This is a genomic window from Sandarakinorhabdus sp. FBCC-B8862 (genome assembly GCF_059745315.1).
Genome location: NZ_CM185574.1, coordinates 3,161,279 through 3,180,471, shown reverse-complemented (window position 1 = coordinate 3,180,471; position 19,193 = coordinate 3,161,279). Strand labels below are relative to the sequence as shown.

The window sequence follows — 19,193 nt, the reverse complement described above, 5'->3', positions numbered from 1 at the left end:
CCCCAAATGGGAGAGGGGATTATTTCGGCTGCTGCTGGGTGATGCAGTGGAAACTGCCGCCGCCAGTCAGGATATGATCGGCGCGATGGCCCACCACCTGGCGATCCGGGAAGAAATCGGCAATCGCCTTCACCGCATCATCATCGCTGCCGGTGCCATAGAGCGGCACCACCACCACCGCATTGGCGATATAGAAATTCATGTGGCTGGCCGGCACGATGCGGCCATCGACCTCAACCTTGCCTGGCGATGGCACCGGCACCACCTCCAGCCCGAAATCGCGGGCGCGGTCCCAGGCGTCTTCAAACACATCCTTGTTGGGATCATCCGGCCCCGCCGCCACCGGCAGCGCCAGCCGGCCCGGCGCCACAAAGCGCGCCAGATTGTCGACATGGCCATCGGTGTGGTCGTTCATCAGGCCGTCGCCCAGCCACAGCACCCGGTCCAGCCCCAGGTCGCGGCGCAGATGGCTTTCCACCTCGTGCCGGTCCATGCGCGGGTTGCGGTTGGGGTTGAGCAGACATTGTTCGGTGGTCACCACCAGCCCGGTGCCATCCACATCGATGGCGCCGCCTTCCAGCACCCAGCCATGGCGGGCCAGCGGCAGCTTGCACTGGCCGGCGATGAAGGCCGCAACGCCATCATCGCCCGGCAGATCATATTTGCCGCCCCAGCCGTTGAAGCGGAACCCCGCCGCCGCCTGACCATGCGGGCTGGCCATGAACAACGGCCCGGTGTCGCGCAGCCAGATATCGCCGAACCCATAATGATGGAGGCGCACATTCGCGTCACCCAGCAGCGCCCGCGCCGCCGCCGCCGCATCGTCATTGGCGACCAGCAGTTCCACGCGCTCGCCGGCGGCAATGGCACGCACCATGGCGGCCACTTCGGCCTGGGCCGGTTCCAGATCCTCCTGCCACAGCTCCGCGTGGGACGGAAACGCCGTCCAGGTGGCGTGATGCCTTGCCCATTCCGCCGGTTGCCGCCCAGTCATTCAACCACCGTCATCTGTGCCCCGTCGTCCCTGTTGCCCGTCACACCCGGTCACAGTGCCAAGGCGTCTGCCCCCGCCGGCCTGTCCATCCCAAGCTGTTGATTGGCAGCCTGATTGCCAGCCAAAATCCCGGCTGGCAACAGCCAAGTGCGACAGACTGTCAGTCTTGTGTGGAGCCGCCCGCAGCGCCGCCTTTGAAGCCGGTGGCCACCACATACCATTCGCTCGAACCCTTGCGGCTGGCTGGCGGCTTCACATGCTTCACATTCGTGAATTCCCGGCGCAGCGCCGCGGTCAACTGCCCGTCGCCGCCGCCGGCCAGCACCTTGGCCAGGAAATTGCCGCCGGGCCGCAGCAGCCGGGTCGCCATGTCCAGCGCCACCTCAATCAGGCCCATGGTGCGCAAATGGTCGGTCTGCTTGTGGCCCACGGTGTTGGCGGCCATGTCGCTCATCACCAGATCGGCCGGCCCGCCCAGCGTGGCGAGGATCAGCGCCTCGCTGTCCTCATCGGTGATGTCCTTCTGGAAGAAATCCACACCGGCCATCGGCTCGATCGCCAAAAGGTCCATGCCCACCACCCGGGCCTTGGGTTTTTTCTGCTTCACCACCTGGCACCAGCCGCCGGGCGCTGCGCCCAGATCGACCACCCGCTCGACCCCGTTCAGCAGGCCGAATTGTTCGTCCAGTTCCTTCAGCTTGAATGCCGCCCGGCTGCGATAGCCCTGCGCCTTGGCCGCCGCGACATAAGGATCGTTCAATTGCCGCTCCAGCCAGCGCGTCGATTGCGCGCTGCGCCGCTTGGCGGTCTTCACCCGCACCTTGCCACCGCGCGAGCGGCCGCCGTTCCCTGATGGCGGCAGGCTCATGCGCCGGCCATCCAGGTGCCGTCGCGGCCCATCAGGGTGCGCAGGATACCCTCGCGGATGCCGCGATCGGCCACCCGCACCTGCCCGCCCGGCCATTGCGTCAGGATCGCTTCCAATATCGCACAGCCAGCGACGATCAGCTCGGCCCGGTCGGGCCCCACGCAGGCGATGCGCGCCCGTTCCGCGACGCTGCGCAAGCCGATGGAGCGGCACAGGTCGGCCAGATCGCCGGTCACCACCGCACAGCCATCCACCCGGCGCCGGTCATAACCGGGCAGGCCCAGCTGCACGCTGGCCAGCGTGGTGATGGTGCCCGATGTGCCCAGCAGCTGCACATCGGCAACGCCCCGCGCCGCCAGCCGGCCGGCAAAGCGCGCCAGCCAGGGCTGCACCTCGGCCAGCATCCGTTCATAGGCGGCCAGCCGGCTTTCGGCGCTCGGCCATTGCGGCTCGGTCTCGGCCAGGCTCACCACGCCCCAGGGCATGGAAATCCAGTCCAGTATGGCCGGCGTGCCATCAACGGCTGCCGGCTCCACCAGCATCAGCTCGGTCGATCCGCCGCCAATATCGAACACCAGCGCCGGCGGCCCGGCCGTGTCGATCAGCACATGGCAGCCCAGCACCGCCAGCCGCGCCTCTTCGGCCGGGCTGATGATGTCGAGCGCGATGCCGGTTTCCTTGTACACCCGCTCCACAAAGGCGCGGCCATTGCTGGCCCGCCGGCAGGCTTCGGTGGCGACATTGCGGGTCAGGCGCACATCGCGCCGGGCCAGCTTGTCGGCACAGGCGGCGAGCGCGGCCACCGTGCGGTCCATCGCGGCATCGGAAAGCCGTCCGGCCTCCAGCAGCCCCTCGCCCAGCCGCACCACCCGGCTATAGGCATCGACCACGGTGAAACCATCGGCCGACGGGCGTGCGATCAGCAGGCGGCAATTGTTGGTGCCCAGATCCAGCGCGCCATAGGTGCGGCCGCGGCGATGCTGGGCCGCCCCGCGCTGGAAATGTCCGTGTGGGCTGGGGCCAGCAGGCACGCGCTGGCTGGCAGGGTCCGGCGGGCGCTGGGGCCCACGGGCAGTCTCGGTTCGGGCCGGCATCGGCAAGTCCATCACATTCAAACCTGCCTTGGTGGCCCCGATTGCCGGGACGCCGCAGCAGAACCTGAACACAGGCTACCCATGTTGCGGCGCAAACGCAAATGTCACCGCATCTGAAAGCCTGTTGACCGGCACGACCGGCACCGCTAAACGGCCGCCTCACCGCTTGATGCCCCGTCGTCTAAAGGTAAGACTCCGGACTCTGACTCCGTTAATCGAGGTTCGAATCCTCGCGGGGCATCCACTTCACCAGCAGCATCAGCTTGCCAGCGCCAGTTCGGTCGCCTCGGCAATGGCGCGCTTGGCGTCCAGCTCCGCCGCCTCGTTGGCGCCGCCGATCAGGCGGGCCGGCACCCCTGCCGCCACCAGCGCGTCATACAGGCTGCGCTCCGGTTCCTGGCCGGCGCAGATGATCACCGTGTCCACGGCAAACAGCGTCGGCTGATCATTCACCAGCGCGTGCAGGCCCTCGTCATCAATCTTCAGATAGGTGACGCCGCCGATCATCTTCACGCCGCGCCGCACCAGGCTCAACCGGTGGGTCCAGCCGGTGGTGCGGCCCAGTGTCTTGCCCGGCGCGCCATCACGGCGCTGCAGGATCACCACCTCGCGGTCGGCTTTCTCGATCTGGATCGGCACGCCGGTGACGCCGCCGCGCGGGTGACCCACAAAATCCACGCCCCATTCCCGGCAGAAGGTCGGGATGTCCACCGCCGCCGACGGGCCGGCATGGGTGATCAGCGTGGCCACATCGAAACCGATGCCGCCCGCCCCCATGATCGCCACGCGCCGCCCCACCGGCCGGCGGCCCAGAATGGCATCGATATAGGGCACCGCCTTGGGGTGATCGATGCCGGGAATGGCGGGCGTGCGCGGGCGGATGCCGGTGGCCACCACCACCTCGTCATGGCCGGCGGCGGCCAGCATGGCGGCATCGGCGCGGGTGTTCAGCTTCAACGTGATCTGAAGTTTCTCGATCATCCGGCTGAAATAGCGCAGGGTTTCGTGAAACTCCTCCTTGCCCGGCACGCGCTTGGCCAGGTTGAACTGCCCGCCAATCTCGGGGCCGGCCTCGTAAATGGTCAGCCGGTGGCCGCGCTGCGCCGCCTCCACGGCAAAGGCCAGCCCCGCCGGCCCGGCACCCACCACCGCCAGATCGCGCACCCGTTCTGCCGGGCGGGCCACCAGCAGCGTCTCGTTGCAGGCCTTGGGGTTCACCAGGCAACTGGTCAGCTTGCCGCTGAACGTGTGATCCAGGCAGGCCTGGTTGCAGGCGATGCAGGTGTTGATCTCGTCCTCGCGGCCTTCCCAGGCCTTCACCACCAGATCGGCATCGGCCAGCATCGGCCGCGCCATGCTCACCAGATCGGCATGGCCGGCGGCCAGCACGGCTTCGGCCACATCCGGCATGTTGATGCGGTTGGATGTGATCATCGGCACGCCGACATGCTTCCTGATGCGCCCGGTTACCTCGGCAAAGGCGGCGCGCGGCACCATGGTGGCGATGGTCGGCACCTGGGCTTCGTGCCAGGTGAAATGGGTGGAAATGATGGTGGCGCCGGCCGCCTCCACCGCCTGCGCCAGCTGGATCACCTCCTCGCCCGACATGCCGCCTTCCAGCATGTCCATCGCCGGGATGCGGAACACGATGATGAAATCGGGCCCCACGGCGGCGCGGCAGCGGCGGATCACCTCCACCGGAAAGCGCATGCGGTTTTCGAAACTGCCGCCCCACCGGTCGGTGCGAGCGTTGGTCTTCTCCACCAGGAAGGTTGACAAGAGATAGCCAGCCGAACCGATGATCTCCACCCCGTCATAACCGGCATCGCGCGCCTTGGCGGTGCAATTGGCAAAATCGGCCAGCTGCTTCTCGATGCCGTCCTCGTCCAACTCATTGGGCACATAACGGCCGATACGGCTGCGGATCGCCGATGGCGCCACACAGGCGGGCGTGGCGGCCAGCGGCCCGGCGTGGAGGATCTGCAGCACGATCTTCACATCCGGATCGGCCGCGTGCACCGCCTCCGTCACGATCCGGTGCTGGGCGGCCTCTTCGTCGGTCGAAAGCTTGCCGCCGCCGGTGCCCTCGTGATTGGGGCCGATACCACCGGTGATGATCATCCCCACCCCGCCGCGCGCCCGGGCGGCGAAATATTCCGCCATGCGTTCAAACCCGCCCTCGATATCCTCAAGGCCGGTGTGCATCGATCCCATCAGGATGCGATTCTTCAGCCGGGTGAAGCCCAGATCGAGCGGCGAGAAGACATGGGGGTAGCGGGGATGAGCCATGGGGGAAGGCTATCAACCGCCCTGCCTCCGGTCATCCTGTGATTTGCGTGAACCGCCGTGGACTCGACTGCCGTCTGGCGGCAACACCAACCAATAAAGAACCCGTCATGCTGAACTTGTTTCAGCATCCATGGGATGAAGGCCACCCAATGCGCGCATGCAGGAGCATCTGCGCCATGGATGCTGAAACAAGTTCAGCATGACAAATATTTACGAAGAGGGCGGATCAGTTACGATCAGATTGCCTCTAGAGATTGACGCCAGCCACCAGCGGCGCCGGATCATCGGCATCGCGCACCGCAAGGATGCGATACTCCCCCGGCTCCAGCAGCCAACGCCCGGCATCGCGGATCATCAGCCGGCTGATCGGTGCCACCACCTCCACCACCCGTGTCTCACCCGGTGCCAGCTCCACCCGGGCAAAGCCGATCAGCTTGCGCGGCCAGCGCGGGACCAGCACCGCCGGCGCCTCGGCCATGAACAGCACGACGTGGCCCGCCGCCATGGCGCCATCGTTGCGCACCGCCACCTGCAGGTGCAACCGGTCCCCCTGCCGGCGCACGCCCAGCGCCCGCCGGCTGAACCGCGCATAAGACAGTCCGTGCCCAAAGGGATAGCGTGGCTTCTTCCCCTCACGGCTGAACTTGGCATAGCCGTGCCACAGATCATAAACCACTTCATCCGCGGCCGGATCGAACGGCGGATAATCGCCGGCATCGCGCGCCGCCGTGAACGGCAAGCGGCCCGATGGCGAGATTTCGCCCAGCAATAGCCGCGCCAGCGCCCGGCCGCCCTCCATCCCGGCATAAAATGTCTGCAGGATCGCGCCCACCTCGCCGCGCCATTCCTCCACCATGATCGCCGAACCCGCCACGATCACCACCACCACTGGCTTGCCCGCCGCCGCCGCGGCCGCCGCCCGGATCAGCGCCACCTGTGCCGCCGGCAGGCCCAGGTGGGTGCGGTCCCCGCCGCGCGACCGCGCCGGCCGCGCCGCCTGGCCCGCCGCCTCCTGCCCCAGGTTGATGTCGCCGGGGATATATTCCCCCTCCTCATCGGCCGTGGTGCCCACCACGATCACCACCGCATCGGCCGCCGCTGCTGCTGCTGCCGCCGCCGGCAGATCGCTTTCATCGCCGGTCAGGATCGCGCCTTCGCCCAGCGCCTCGGCCAGACCGGCCAGCGGCGTCACCGCATGCCGCGCCCGTACCCGCGACGATCCGAAATCCCCCGTGTTCTCGATCCCCGCCAGCCGCCCCAGCACCGCCAGCCGCCGCACGCGCACCCGATCGAGCGGCAGTGCGCCATCATTCTCCAGCAGCACCGCCGATTTTTCCGCCGCCTCCCGCGCCAGCGCCACATGCGCCGGGCAGGAGACCAGATCCTCCGCGTAGTCCGCCAGCGGTGCCTCCGCCGCCTCCACCGCCAGCAGTGTCGTCAAGATGCGCCGGCACGCCGTGTCGATCACCGCCGGCGCGATCTGCCCGGCCTCCACCGCCGCCAGCAGATGCCTGCCCCACACCAAAGGCTCCGGGTTTTCCACATCCAGCCCGGCGGCGGCGCCATAGGGGGCATGCACGCCCTTCACCCAGTCGCTGTGCACAAAGCCGTCAAAACCCCATTCGCCGCGCAAGATGCCGGTCAACAGTTCGTGATGCTGCCCGCAAAACTCGCCGTTCACCTTGTTGTATGCGCTCATCACGCTCTTGATGCCGGCATCCAGTATCTCGCGGAAATGCGGCAGATACACCTCGTGCAGGCTGCGCTCATCAATCACCACATTCACGTGGAAGCGGCTGTTTTCAATGGAGTTCAGCGCAAAATGCTTCACCGTGGCGATCACCTTGTGGGCCTGGATGCCGGTGCCCAGCGCGATGCCCATTTCGGCCTGGTGCACCGGATCCTCGCCATAGGTTTCCTGCGCCCGGCCCCAGCCGGGATGGCGCAGCAGGTTCACGCACACCGCGCCCGAAAGATTGCAGCCCTGCGCCCGCGCCTCGATCCCCATCACCTCGCCGATGCGCCGTTCCAGCCCGACATCGAAACTGGCGCCGCGCGCCATGGTGCAGGGAAAACAGGTCGATTGCCCGCGCGCCACCCCGCGCGGCCCATCGGTGAACCACAAGGCCGGCACGCCCAGCCGCTCCAGCCCGCCCCCGGCGCGATAGGGCCGCGCCGCCCACACCCGGCCATCTTCGGCAAAGGCCTTGAAAAACCCCTTGCCCGACATCATCGCCACCTTCTCGGCCAGCGTGGCTTCCGCCAGAATCCGCTCCACCTGGGCAGCGATGGCATCGGGATGATTGCCGGGGGCAAGCATGGGCGCGGTCATCGGCAATCCTCTCCTGTCCTGATCGCCGGGCAGCATAGCATGCCGCGCCGGCCGTGCCAGATCAGCGGCTTGACAGGCCCGCCGGCTTTGACAATTCTGCCGCCATGGGGCTGGCGATCACCCCATCAGGCTCCGGCCAAAGCATCGCGTCCCCCACCTTGCAACCGCTGTTCCAGCCCCCTGTTCAAGCCTTGAGGACGCCCGCGTGCCCCAGCTTCACGCCATGCCCATCGATCGGCTGCCGCGCCTGATCGGCCTGCCCACCACGCCCGCCCTGATCGATGTGCGCAGCGATGCCGCCTTTGCCGCCGATCCCCGCCTGATACCCGGCGCGGTCCGCCGCCCGGCCAGCGATCTTGCCGCCTGGGCACCAGCCCTCATCGGCCAGCCGGTGGTGGTGATCGGCCAGCCCGATGATGCCACTGCCGCCGCCATCGCCGCCCAGTTGCGCGCCGCCGGCGCCCCGGCCGATGTGCTGGCCGGCGGCCACCCGGCCTGGGCTGCGGCCGGCCTGCCACTGGTGCCGCAATCCGCATTGCCGGCCCGCGATGGCGATGGCCGCAGCCTGTGGGTCACCCGCGCCCGCCCCAAGGTGGACCGCATCGCCTGCCCCTGGCTGATCCGCCGCTTCGTCGATCCCCAAGCCCGCATCCTGTTCGCCGCCACCGCCGATGTGCTGCCCATCGCCGCCACAATCGGCGCGGCCCCCTTCGATATCGAAGCCGATGGTGTCCGCTTCACCCATCGCGGCGACCTGTGCACATTTGATGTGATGATCGAAGCCTTTGGCCTGGCCACCCTGCCGGCGCTCGCCCGCCTCGCCACCATCGTGCGCGGCGCCGATACCGGCCAGCTCCACCTCGCCCCCGAATGCCCCGGCCTGCTCGCCGCCTCGCTCGGCCTGTCGCGCCTGTTCGCCGATGATCAGCAGCAGCTCGAAGCCGGCCTCATCCTCTATGACGCGCTCTACCGCTGGTGCCGCGACGCCACCGACGAAGTGCACGACTGGCGATCCCACCGCCCGGCCACCACCGGAGCCCAGGGATGACCGCCCCCGTCACCCCCAGCCTGTCGCCGCCCGCGCTGTTCTGGCGCTTCCTCAAATTCGGCGCGCTGGCCTTTGGCGGCCCGGTGGCGCAGATCGCCATGATCCGCCAGGCCCTGGTGGAAGAGGAACGCTGGATTTCCAGGGACCAGTTCAACCGCCTCGTCGCCGTGATGCAGGTGCTGCCGGGGCCCGAAGCGCATGAACTGTGCGTGCACCTGGGCGTGCGCGCCGGCGGCCGGCTCGGCGGGCTGGCCGCCGGGCTCGGCTTCATGGCGCCGGGCTTCGTCCTCATGCTGGCGCTGGCCTGGGCCTACACGCTCATCCCCATCACCGGCACCGCCTTTGGCGCGCTGTTCCTGGGCGTGCAGGCCGCCGTCATCGCCCTCATCATCCGCGCCGTCCACCGCATCGGCGAACATATCCTCGCCAACGCCGCGCTCTGGGCCATCGCCCTCGCCGCCGCCGCCGCCAGCCTCGCCGGGGTCAGCTTCTGGATCGTGCTGCCCACCGCCGGCGCCGCCCACGCGCTCTGGGCCGCCGGCCGCCGCCTGCCCGCCGCCATCGCCGTGGCCGCCGCCGCCGCCCTCGCCCTCACCCTGCCGGCCGGCCTCACCCCCACCACCGCCGCCACCGCCGCCAGCACCCCCACGGCACTCGCCCTCTTCCTCGCCGGCCTGAAAGGCGGCCTCCTCACCTTCGGCGGCGCCTACACCGCCATCCCCTTCGTCCGCGCCGACACCGTCAGCAAGGGCTGGCTCGGCGACGCCGCCTTCCTCGATGGCCTCGGCCTCTCCGGCCTGCTGCCCGCCCCGCTCGTCATCTTCGTCACCTTCGTGGGCTTCATCGCCGCCGGCCTCACCGGCGCCATCGCCATCACCGCCGGCATGTTCCTGCCCGCCTTCGCCTTCTCCCTGCTCTTCTACGAACGCCTCGAACGCGTCACCGACGATCCCCGCCTCACCCACGCCCTCGAAGGCATCGCCGCCGGAGTCGTCGGCCTCATTGCCGTCACCCTCATCGACCTCACCCGCACCGCCGCCACGGCCAGCCCCAACCTCGCCATCAGCGCCGCCATCACCGCCACCTGCCTCGCCCTCCTCTACCGCTGGAAAAACAAGCTGGCCCCCCTGGCTGCGGTCGGCCTGGGCGCAGCAGTGGGGATGCCGTTGCTGGGGTGAAGACTGAGGGTTTGAAGAAGAAGGAGGGCCTCCGGCGGGCAGGGGCGCGGCCCCTGCACCCGATTCGATCTGGTGCGGTTCCTCGTGCAAGGCGTGCCCCCAATCGATTGGCTCGGGCGGTGGGACTGGCCCGGCTTCGGGTCATGAACCCGTGATCATGGCAATGCGGCGGTCAATCTTGAATTCGACCTTTTTTAAATCATTTGCCAGGGTCGCCTGAACCCATTGGTCCCCGCTGTTTTCCCATGCGCGGCGATTGGCCCATGCAGCCTGAATGACCTTCTTGCCGTCAATTAGATCCGCCATCTTCTCGTGCAAGCAGCAGGCATAGTCATAGGCGAGACCGGGATCACCCAATCTGGCCGCACGCAACGACCAGTAGCTCCGCTTGTCTTGATCAAGTTCGACCCTGAAATAATAGGCCGCCAAGTCATGCGCTGCTGTCGCATCGCCGCGTTCGGCCTTGGCCTCCAGCGTGGCCAGCCCCACCTTCATCGCCAGCAACGCGCCGCGCGCTTCACGCAATTCCTTCACATAAGCCGAGCGACCGATATCATCCAACAAATCACGATGGTCTTTGGCGCGGTCAAGCAGATCGATCGCCTGCCGAAGTTTGGCATGTTTCTGCTGGCGATCGGAAATATCCACTATGCTGACCAAAATGTCTCCAGCGTCATTTGAAAGAACGTGCGGATCACCGGCAGCAATTGCTCTGCGTTTCCATCGTGACGCCTCTTCAAGTTCGCCCCGATCAAGGTAGCCAAAATAAACCAGACCGGTCGCCACTATTGCCTTCGCCTTGTTGTCACCGTTGGCGATGGCAATCGTTTGCCCAAGTTCGAACTGCGATGGCGGTGATCCGCAAGCACAGCCACGGGCTTCATGACCAAACTGGAACAGCGCAACAAGCGCTGACCCAGTCAACAACAATGGGAACAGAAATCTCGGCAGTTGCGGCATGCGGGAATCAGTTTCCGACCAAGCTCGTGGCTTTAGAAACTATATTGAATTGCGGTCAGCCATCAATCCGCCTGCATTGCCGCCAGATGGACCGGACCATATGGCCACCCAGCCCACCCGAAAACAAACGGGTCAAGGGGCCTCGCCCCTTGCCACGTCACCCCGGACTTGATCCGGGGCGGAGGCCCCCTTCCTTTCGACCAAAATCCCGCTGGCCCCAGCGCCCCGCCTCTGCCATGCCTCGCGGCCAAGGAGATGCGTGCATGACAGCAACCGCAATCACCGCCGGATGATCCCGCGGGAACTCGTGGGTGTGGCCGAGGTGCCGGGTGGGCCGCCGCTGCGGCTGTTCCGGCGGGGTGATGATTTCATGATCGTGCTGGATCGCAACGAGTTGATGAGCACGCGGCAGCATGGGTCGGAGGTGGCGTTGGGCACCATGGCCTGTGACCGGTTGGCCGGGCGGGCGGCGCCGCATGTGTTGGTGGGTGGGTATGGCATGGGGTTCACCTTGCGGGCGGTCTTGGGCCGGCTGGGGGCGGAGGCGCGGGTGGCGGTGGCGGAGCTGGTGCCGGGCATCATCGAATGGGCGCGTGGGCCGATGGCGGCGGTGGCGGCGGGCTGCCTGGATGATCGGCGGGTGACGCTGGTGATGGGCGATGTCGGCGCCGTGATGGACCAGGGGGCAGGCCGTTATGATGCGATCCTGCTGGATGTGGACAATGGCCCCGATGGCCTGACGCGTGCGGCCAATGACGGGCTCTATGGCGCGCGGGGGTTGGCGGTGGCGCGGCGGGCGTTGCGGCCGGGCGGGGTGCTGGCGATCTGGTCGGCCGCGCCCGATCCGGCCTTTGGCCGCCGGCTGGAACGGGCCGGCTTCACGGTGGACACGGTGTCGGTGCGGGCACGCGAGAATGGCAAGGGCGCTGCCCATGTGATCTGGTTTGCCGTGCCGCGTTGAGGTGGGCGGTCAGGCCGTAGGCAGCTGGCCGGTTTGCCGCAAGGCTTCGGACACGGCGATCCCGGCCGACATGGCGAGGTTGAACGAGCGCACACCGGGTTGCATCGGCAGGCGCAGGCGGTGGGGGCAGCAATCCGCCACCGCATCGGGCACGCCGGCGCTTTCCCGGCCAAACAACAGGATATCATCGGCCTGGAAGGCAAAATCATAGGGCGATTGGCTGGCTTTGCTGGTGAGCAGCACCAACCGCGCGCCGCCATGGCAGGCGTGGAAATCGGCCCAGCTGGCGTGGCGCGTCACTGCCACATGGTCGATATAGTCCATGGCGGTGCGGCGCACGCGCCTGTCGTCCCACACAAAGCCCATGGGCTCGATCAGATCGACGGGCACCGCGAGGCACGCGCCCAGCCGCAGCACGGCACCCACGTTGCCGGCGATTTCCGGTTCATAGAGGGCAATGCGCATCAGCGGGCCTCAGGCTCAAAACAGATCCTCCCTGCCCGAAGGGCGGGGAGGGGGACCGCCGCAGGCGGTGGAGGGGCCGAAGGGGGCCGGCGCGCGGCTCTGGCGGGCCCCCTCCGCCCTGCGGGCACCTCCCCCACAGGGGGAGGATTTGTCAGTTGGGCTGTCCTACATGGGCGGGATATGGCATTGTTGGCCCGTGTCGACGCGCCGGTTTTTTCAGCAAAAACAGTCTCCATTCCCGGCGAATCTGTCAATTGTGTCAAAATCCGCCGGGAAAAATCGGCACGTTCAGACCAAATTGCCCACCGCCCGCTGGATACGCTTGCAGGCTTCTTCCAGCACGGCATCGGCGGTGGCATAGCTGATGCGGAAGGCCGGCGACCCGCCAAAGGCCGCGCCGTGCACCACGGCAACGCCTTCGGCCTCCAGCAGATAGGCCGCCACATCCTCGTCGTTGTTCAAGACCTTGCCCGTCGGCGTCGTCTTCCCGATCAGGCCCGAACAATCGGGATAGACATAGAAGGCGCCTTCCGGCCGCGGGCAGATCAGGCCCGGCGTCTGGTTCAGCATGGAAACGACCAGATCGCGCCGGCGCTGGAAGGCGGCGTTGCGCTCCTTCAAAAAGCTCTGGTCCCCGTTCAGCGCCGCGACCGTGGCCGCCATGGAGATGGAGCAGGGATTGGAGGTGGATTGCGATTGCAGCTTGGCCATCGCCTTGATGATCCACTGTGGCCCACCGGCAAAGCCGATGCGCCAGCCGGTCATGGCATAGGCCTTGGACGCGCCGTTCACGGTGAGCGTGCGGTCATACAGGCCGGGTTCGATCTCGGCCAGGGTGCCGAAATCGAAATCGTCATAGACGATATGCTCATACATGTCGTCGGCCAGCACCAGCACATGCGGGTGGCGCATCAGCACATCGGCCAGCGCCTTCAGTTCGGCGCGGGTATAGGCGGCGCCGGTGGGGTTGCTGGGGGAGTTGAAGATCAGCCAGCGGGTTTTCGGCGTGATCGCCGCGTCCAGCTGCGCCGGGGTCATCTTGAAATTCTGGGCGACGCCGCACGGCACCACCACCGGGGTCGCGCCGGCCAGCATGACGATATCGGGGTAGGACACCCAATAGGGCGCCGGGATGATCACCTCGTCACCCGGATCGAGCGTGGCCAGCAGCGCGTTGAAGATGGTGTGCTTGCCGCCCGAATTGATGCTGATCTGATCCAGGGCATAGTCCAGCTTGTTGTCGCGCTTGAACTTGGCCTGCACGGCTGCCTTGCATTCCGGCGTGCCATCCACCCCGGTATATTTGGTCTGGCCGGCGCGGATGGCGGCAATGGCGGCTTCCTTCACGAAATCCGGCGTGTCGAAATCGGGTTCGCCGGCGCCTAGGCCGATCACGTCACGGCCCTGCCGCTTCAGCTCCGCCGCCTTGTTGGTGACGGCGATGGTGGGCGATGGCTGGATGCGGTTGATGGCAGCAGAGGTGCGGTTCATGGAAGGTCCTTTCGCGCCGCAGCCCTTAAGCGCCAGATTGTTGCAGCGCAACCGGCGAAGCGCGCAACCGCGCCGGGATCAGGCCGCGCAAGGCGTTGCCAAGGAAAAAGCCGTCGGCCAGATCGGCGGCCGTCACGGGAGCCTCCATCGCCTCGCAACTGGCCAGCAGCCGGGCGCGCAACACGCCGGGCAGCAGGCCCAGGCTGGCCGGTGGCGTGAGGAGGCGGCCGTCGCGCTGGACAAACAGGTTGGTGAAGCTGCCTTCGGTCACAAGGCCATCGGGCCGGACGAAGACCACCTCGGCCGCGCCGCTGGCCCGGCGGGCGTCGTCGTAAAAGGCGCGGTCGCTGGTCTTGTGGCACAACCGCCAGTCATCGCCGGCCACCGGCAGCGGCACCAGCGCCACCGGCAGCGGATCAGGCAGCGGCGGCGGCGGGGGCGACAGCTGCAGGCTCCACGCCCCCGACGGCGCCAGCAGCAGCCGGGCGCGGCCGTTGTGGCCGGCCACCAGTGGCGGCAGCGCGGCGACAAGCGCCGGCCGGTCGAGCCGATGGCCCAGATGCGTGGCACTGGCCGCCAGCCGGTCGAGATGCCAGGCAAGATCGGGCAGAGCGCCATCCACCACCCGCATCGTCTCGATCAGATCGGGCGGCGGCCGGCGGTGCAGAAAGGCGGCCTTGGCCAGGCATTCGGCCCATTCGGCATCGGCTGCACTGTCGGCGACGATACCGCTGCCCAGCCCCAGCCGGGCGGTGGCGCTTCCCATCGGCCAGGCCAGGGTGCGGATGGCGACATTGAAATGCGCCTCGGTAGGCGCGAAGACCGCGCCGATGGCCCCGCAATAGGCGCCGCGGGGTGCCGGCTCCAGTTCAGCGAGGCACTGCATCGCCCGTATCTTGGGCGCGCCGGTGACGGAGCCGCAGGGGAAAAGCGCGGTGAGCACATCAGCGGCCGTGACGCCCGGCCGGGCCTGGGCGGTGACGGTGGAGGTCATCTGCCAGACGGTGGGATAGGCCTCCACATCAAACAGGGCGGGCACCGCGACGTCGGTGCCAACGCGGGAGAGATCGTTGCGCAACAGATCGGTGATCATCAGATTTTCGGCGCGATCCTTGGGGCTGGCCACCAGCGCGGCGTGTAGCGCCTGATCTTCGGCCGCAAAGCGCCCGCGCCGCGCCGTGCCCTTCATCGGCCGGGTTTCCAAGTGGCGGCCGGCCATGCGGAAGAACAGCTCTGGCGAGAAGGACAGCAGCCACAGATCGCCGGTGAACAGCAATGCGCCATGCGGCGCCCGCGAGCCGGCGCGCAGGCGGCGGTACAGCGCCAGCGGCTGGCCAGAAACCGCGACCTCGGCCGGAAAGGTGAGATTGCCCTGATAAATATCCCCGGCCGCGATCCAGTGCTGCAACCGGGCGAGCGCGGCGGCATGGCCAGCCTGATCGAGCAGCGGCATCAACGGGCCGACACTGGCCGGCCCTTCGGCAGCCGCCAGCACGGCCGCCGCATCGACCGGCACAGCCCGGCCAAAGCGGCCGAACCAGCCCAGCGTCTGCCCGTCTGGCGGTGGGCGGTGCAGTCCGGCCAGGCGCGGCTCCAGCGCATAGCCGGCCTCATAGCCCAGAAATCCGCCCCACGGCCCCAGTGTGGCAAGCCGGGCGATGGCCGGGGCCACGGCATCAGGGCCGGTGATCGGCAAGGCTTCGGCCAGATCGTCAAGCAGCCACGCCTCACCGCTAGCGGCATTGTCGAGCAACAGGAACGGGCGCCGGGGATCAATCACCGGCGCGGCATAAGGCCGGGTCCGGGTTGCGGCAACTATCCTCCCATGCGGCGGATATGATGCCACAGGCGCTCGACCAGCCGGTCGTGCGGATCCCAGCCCAGCACGTCCATCGGCTGGTCCACAAACACCGACAGGCCGTTGATGTCGTGGAACCGCGGCGTGCCGCAGCGATCATCGATCATATATTCAACGCCGCACGCCTCCATCCCGGCTTCGCGGGCCAGCATCTCGGCCGCCGAAATCAGGCCCGGCGGCGGTTCGGCGCGCATCCGCCGGCGCGTGGCCAGCCGCTGCACCCGGGCATCGGGGGATTGCAGCGCCAGCGCTTCATCCTCGGCCGCCACATCCAGGGCATAAAGATAGCGCCCGCCCAGCACCTCGATCCGGGTGACGACCTGCCCACGCGGCCGCACCAGCGCCTGGACCAGCCACACGCCATTGGCCGATTGCGGCAGCCGCCCGGCGTTGGCGGCATCGGCCAGATCCTCAACACAATCAAAGCGCAGGATGCCCGACCCCGAACCGCCGATATCGGCCTTCACCACCAGCGGAAAGCCGATGGTGCGCGCCGCCGCCATCAAGGCCGGCACATCATGCACCACCCGCGTGGCCGGCGCGCCCAGACCCAGCCGGTTGATCAGCGCCAGTTGCCGCGCCTTGCTGGCATCGATCGCCATGGCATTGGCGCCGTTCAGCACCAGCGCCCCCTGCCCGGCCCAGTGATCGAGCAGCGCCATCGAATAGAACACCGGATGCCCACGGCCCACGCGGTGGCCGCCCATCGCCACCCGGTTGAAGATCACCGGCGCCGGCGGCTGCCCGCCAATCGGATCAAACCCGTGGCCATCGGTGTGCACCGCGACATAATCAATTCCGGCGCGTTCCAGCGCGGCAAACATCGGCTGGAACCAGCGCGGGTGATCATAGACGATGGCGAGTTGGTGCATGCGCGGCTTTCCGCCACCCAGTGGGCAGCCGAAACAGCCCGCACAAATGGCGCGAGCCTGATTTGATGTAGGTCAATCCCGCCGGAAAAGCGCCTCCGGAGCATTACCTAATAGGGCAAGCCCGTATTCCCGCAGCGCAGCATCCGGGGCGAAACATCCGCCACCGAACTTGCAAAAAGGGGGCACGCATGCCTGCGACGCTGGCAAAATCCGGCGGCCTGTTTCTGGCAATGGTCCTGGCGCTCGTTGCCATGGCCCAGGCCCAGGATACGGCCTTTGCCATTCACATGGGCATCATGGCGCTGGCCGCGTTGATCGCGGCGCTGGCGGTGATGGCCACATCCGATGTCACCGCCCGCCTGGGGCATGACGAGAGTGTTTACGATGATGCGCCGGTGCGCTGGGGCGTGATCGCGACCACCTTCTGGGGTGTGGTCGGTCTGCTCGCCGGCCTGTTCATCGCGCTGCAGCTGGCCTACCCGGTGCTCAACCTCGGGTTTGAGTACACCACCTTCGGCCGGCTGCGGCCGCTGCACACATCGGCAGTGATCTTCGCCTTTGGCGGCAACGCGCTTCTGTGCACCAGCTTCTTCGTGGTGCAACGCACCTGCCGCGCCCGGCTGGCCTTCCCCAGCCTCGCCCGCTTCGTGTTCTGGGGTTATCAGCTGTTCATCGTGCTGGCTGCCACCGGCTATCTGCTGGGGGTTACCGAGGGCCGCGAATATGCAGAGCCGGAATGGTATGTCGATCTGTGGCTCACCATCGTGTGGGTCGCCTATCTGATCGTCTTTGGCGGCACGGTGATCAAGCGGCGCGAACCGCATATCTATGTCGCCAACTGGTTCTATCTGGCCTTCATCATCACGGTGGCCATGCTGCACCTGGTCAACAACCTGTCGCTGCCCGTCAGCCTGGTTGGTTCCAAGAGCTATTCGGCCTTTTCGGGCGTGCAGGATGCGCTGACCCAATGGTGGTATGGCCACAACGCCGTGGGCTTCTTCCTCACCGCCGGCTTCCTGGCCATGATGTACTATTTCGTGCCCAAGCAGGCTGAACGGCCGGTCTACAGCTATCGCCTGTCGATCATCCACTTCTGGTCGCTGATCTTCCTCTATATCTGGGCCGGCCCGCACCATCTTCACTACACCGCGCTGCCCGATTGGGCGCAGAGCCTGGGCATGGTGTTCTCGGTCATGCTGTGGATGCCGTCGTGGGGCGGCATGATCAATGGCCTGATGACGCTCAACGGCGCGTGGGACAAGATCCGCACCGATCCCATCATCCGCATGATGGTGCTCGCCCTCGCCTTCTACGGCATGAGCACCTTTGAAGGCCCGATGATGTCGATCAAGTCGGTCAACAGCCTGTCGCACTATACCGACTGGACGATCGGCCATGTCCACTCCGGCGCGCTTGGCTGGAACGGCATGATCACCTTTGCCTGCATGTACTATCTGGCGCCGCGCCTGTGGAACCGCCAGCGCCTGTACAGCCTGCGCCTGATCAACTGGCACTTCTGGCTCGCGACCGGCGGGATCGTCTTCTACACCGCCTCGATGTGGGTTGCCGGCATCACCCAGGGGCTGATGTGGCGCGAATATGGTGCCGATGGTTATCTGGTGAACAGCTTCGCCGAAACCGTCGCTGCCATCCATCCGATGTTCTTGGCTCGGGCCTTTGGCGGCGCACTCTACCTCTCGGGCGCCCTGGTCTTTGCCTGGAACATCGCGATGACCATCGCGGGGCGCATCCGCGCCGAAGCCCCGATGACCGAGACGCCCTATGATGCCAGGGCCGATCGTCCCTTGCCCGCACCGGCTTCGGCTGCCGGCGCCCTGCAACCGGCTGAATGAGGGAGAACGCACATGGCTTCCCACCCGCAAACCCCTGAGAAACCCGGCTTCTCCCACCGCACACTGGAACGCAACATCACGTTGCTCGGTCTGTGCGCACTGGTTGCCGTTGCCATCGGCGGCATCGTGGAAATCGCGCCGCTCTTCTGGGTCGACAGCACCATCGAGAAGGTGGAGGGCGTCCGCCCCTACACCCCGCTCGAGCTGGCTGGCCGCAACATCTACATGCGCGAAGGCTGCTATGTCTGTCACAGCCAGATGGTCCGCCCCTTCAAGGACGAGGTGGAGCGTTACGGCCACTACAGCCTCGCGGCTGAAAGCATGTATGATCACCCCTTCCAGTGGGGCTCCAAGCGCACCGGGCCTGACCTCGCCCGGGTTGGCGGCCGCTATTCGGATGAATGGCACCGGGAGCATCTGAGAGATCCGCGCAGCGTCGTGCCGGAATCGATCATGCCGCCCTATGCCTTCCTGGCCGAAAAGCCGCTGAACGCCGGCGACATGGCCGCCCATCTGAAGGCGCTGCGCACCGTTGGCGTGCCCTATACCGACAAGGATATCGCCAGCGCCAACGCCGATCTCACGCTGCAGGCGACGCCCGATGCCGATGCCGCCGATCTGCAGGCGCGCTTCCCCAAGGCCCAGGCCCGGGATTTTGATGGCAACCCGGCCATGGTGTCCGAAATGGATGCGCTGATCGCCTATCTGCAGATGCTCGGCACCCTCGTCGATTTCAAGGCGGCCGAGGCGCAGGAGCAGCCGAAATGAACGATTACAACAGCCTGCGCCATTTCGCCGACAGCTGGGGCCTTCTGGCGATGACCCTGCTGTTCCTGGGCCTGATCGGCTTCACCTTCCGGCCCGGTGCCGGCCGCCGCCACCACGATGCCGCCCGCATGATCTTCCGGGCTGATGACAGCAAGGAGTGAG

General features: G+C 67.1%; 16 protein-coding genes and 1 tRNA gene. 7 read left to right on the top strand and 10 right to left on the bottom strand.

Annotated features, from left to right (window positions below; translation table 11 throughout):
* Positions 1 to 19: 19 nt before the first annotated feature.
* From AC6BOR_RS15205 to AC6BOR_RS15195, 3 genes are all read right to left on the bottom strand, one after another.
* Entirely contained in the window at positions 20 to 994 is a 975-nt protein-coding gene (locus AC6BOR_RS15205) for an agmatine deiminase family protein (protein WP_498059195.1), read from the bottom strand.
* Between the two features lie 160 nt (positions 995 to 1,154).
* A complete protein-coding gene (locus tag AC6BOR_RS15200) occupies positions 1,155 to 1,862 on the bottom strand; it encodes an RlmE family RNA methyltransferase (RefSeq protein WP_498059194.1) in 708 nt (235 codons plus the stop codon).
* Positions 1,859 to 2,956: a Ppx/GppA phosphatase family protein gene (locus AC6BOR_RS15195; protein ID WP_498059193.1), complete on the bottom strand. Its 1,098-nt coding sequence runs from the start codon at positions 2,954 to 2,956 to the stop codon at positions 1,859 to 1,861. The genes AC6BOR_RS15200 and AC6BOR_RS15195 overlap by 4 nt, the downstream gene beginning before the upstream one ends.
* A gap of 170 nt (positions 2,957 to 3,126) precedes the next feature.
* On the opposite strand from AC6BOR_RS15195, the gene AC6BOR_RS15190 reads away from it, so the two are divergent.
* Positions 3,127 to 3,200 (top strand) — tRNA-Gln (locus AC6BOR_RS15190).
* A gap of 14 nt (positions 3,201 to 3,214) precedes the next feature.
* Here AC6BOR_RS15190 and AC6BOR_RS15185 read toward each other — a convergent pair.
* Positions 3,215 to 5,245 carry an oxidoreductase gene (locus tag AC6BOR_RS15185; protein WP_498059192.1) on the bottom strand — a complete coding sequence of 677 codons (2,031 nt, stop codon included), beginning with the start codon at positions 5,243 to 5,245 and terminating at the stop codon, positions 3,215 to 3,217.
* A gap of 247 nt (positions 5,246 to 5,492) precedes the next feature.
* A complete protein-coding gene (locus tag AC6BOR_RS15180; protein ID WP_498059191.1) occupies positions 5,493 to 7,577 on the bottom strand; it encodes a beta-glucosidase family protein in 2,085 nt (694 codons plus the stop codon).
* A gap of 223 nt (positions 7,578 to 7,800) precedes the next feature.
* Between AC6BOR_RS15180 and AC6BOR_RS15175 the strand changes: the two genes are divergently transcribed.
* Positions 7,801 to 8,625, top strand: a complete 825-nt coding sequence (locus tag AC6BOR_RS15175; protein ID WP_498059190.1) for a chromate resistance protein ChrB domain-containing protein — start codon at positions 7,801 to 7,803, stop codon at positions 8,623 to 8,625.
* Entirely contained in the window at positions 8,622 to 9,803 is a 1,182-nt protein-coding gene (gene chrA / locus AC6BOR_RS15170; RefSeq protein WP_498059189.1) for a chromate efflux transporter, read from the top strand. The genes AC6BOR_RS15175 and chrA overlap by 4 nt, the downstream gene beginning before the upstream one ends.
* A gap of 141 nt (positions 9,804 to 9,944) precedes the next feature.
* Here the strand turns inward: chrA and AC6BOR_RS15165 are convergent, their stop codons facing one another.
* Positions 9,945 to 10,763: a hypothetical protein gene (locus tag AC6BOR_RS15165; RefSeq protein ID WP_498059188.1), complete on the bottom strand. Its 819-nt coding sequence runs from the start codon at positions 10,761 to 10,763 to the stop codon at positions 9,945 to 9,947.
* Between the two features lie 289 nt (positions 10,764 to 11,052).
* Here AC6BOR_RS15165 and AC6BOR_RS15160 point away from each other — a divergent pair, with 289 nt between their 5' ends.
* Positions 11,053 to 11,724 carry a spermine/spermidine synthase domain-containing protein gene (locus tag AC6BOR_RS15160; RefSeq protein WP_498060675.1) on the top strand — a complete coding sequence of 224 codons (672 nt, stop codon included), beginning with the start codon at positions 11,053 to 11,055 and terminating at the stop codon, positions 11,722 to 11,724.
* A gap of 9 nt (positions 11,725 to 11,733) precedes the next feature.
* Here AC6BOR_RS15160 and AC6BOR_RS15155 read toward each other — a convergent pair whose 3' ends face one another.
* From AC6BOR_RS15155 to AC6BOR_RS15140, 4 genes are all read right to left on the bottom strand, one after another.
* Complete coding sequence (locus tag AC6BOR_RS15155; RefSeq protein ID WP_498059187.1) at positions 11,734 to 12,189, bottom strand: tRNA (cytidine(34)-2'-O)-methyltransferase; 456 nt, start codon at positions 12,187 to 12,189, stop codon at positions 11,734 to 11,736.
* Between the two features lie 288 nt (positions 12,190 to 12,477).
* A complete protein-coding gene (locus AC6BOR_RS15150) occupies positions 12,478 to 13,680 on the bottom strand; it encodes a pyridoxal phosphate-dependent aminotransferase (RefSeq protein ID WP_498059186.1) in 1,203 nt (400 codons plus the stop codon).
* A 25-nt stretch (positions 13,681 to 13,705) separates the two neighbouring features.
* Entirely contained in the window at positions 13,706 to 15,460 is a 1,755-nt protein-coding gene (pabB, locus tag AC6BOR_RS15145) for an aminodeoxychorismate synthase component I (RefSeq protein WP_498059185.1), read from the bottom strand.
* A 35-nt stretch (positions 15,461 to 15,495) separates the two neighbouring features.
* Positions 15,496 to 16,410 carry an ATP-grasp domain-containing protein gene (locus AC6BOR_RS15140; protein WP_498059184.1) on the bottom strand — a complete coding sequence of 305 codons (915 nt, stop codon included), beginning with the start codon at positions 16,408 to 16,410 and terminating at the stop codon, positions 15,496 to 15,498.
* A gap of 188 nt (positions 16,411 to 16,598) precedes the next feature.
* Between AC6BOR_RS15140 and ccoN the strand changes: the two genes are divergently transcribed.
* Genes ccoN through AC6BOR_RS15125 form a run of 3 tightly spaced genes read left to right on the top strand, consistent with a single transcriptional unit; the run spans position 16,599 to position 19,192 of the window.
* Entirely contained in the window at positions 16,599 to 18,263 is a 1,665-nt protein-coding gene (gene ccoN / locus AC6BOR_RS15135) for a cytochrome-c oxidase, cbb3-type subunit I (protein WP_498059183.1), read from the top strand.
* A 12-nt stretch (positions 18,264 to 18,275) separates the two neighbouring features.
* Positions 18,276 to 19,031 carry a cytochrome-c oxidase, cbb3-type subunit II gene (gene ccoO / locus AC6BOR_RS15130; RefSeq protein ID WP_498059182.1) on the top strand — a complete coding sequence of 252 codons (756 nt, stop codon included), beginning with the start codon at positions 18,276 to 18,278 and terminating at the stop codon, positions 19,029 to 19,031.
* The gene (locus tag AC6BOR_RS15125) at positions 19,028 to 19,192 is read left to right on the top strand and encodes a cbb3-type cytochrome c oxidase subunit 3 (RefSeq protein WP_498059181.1); all 165 of its coding nucleotides are present in this window, start codon (positions 19,028 to 19,030) and stop codon (positions 19,190 to 19,192) included. The genes ccoO and AC6BOR_RS15125 overlap by 4 nt, the downstream gene beginning before the upstream one ends.
* The last annotated feature ends 1 nt before the right edge of the window (position 19,193 follow it).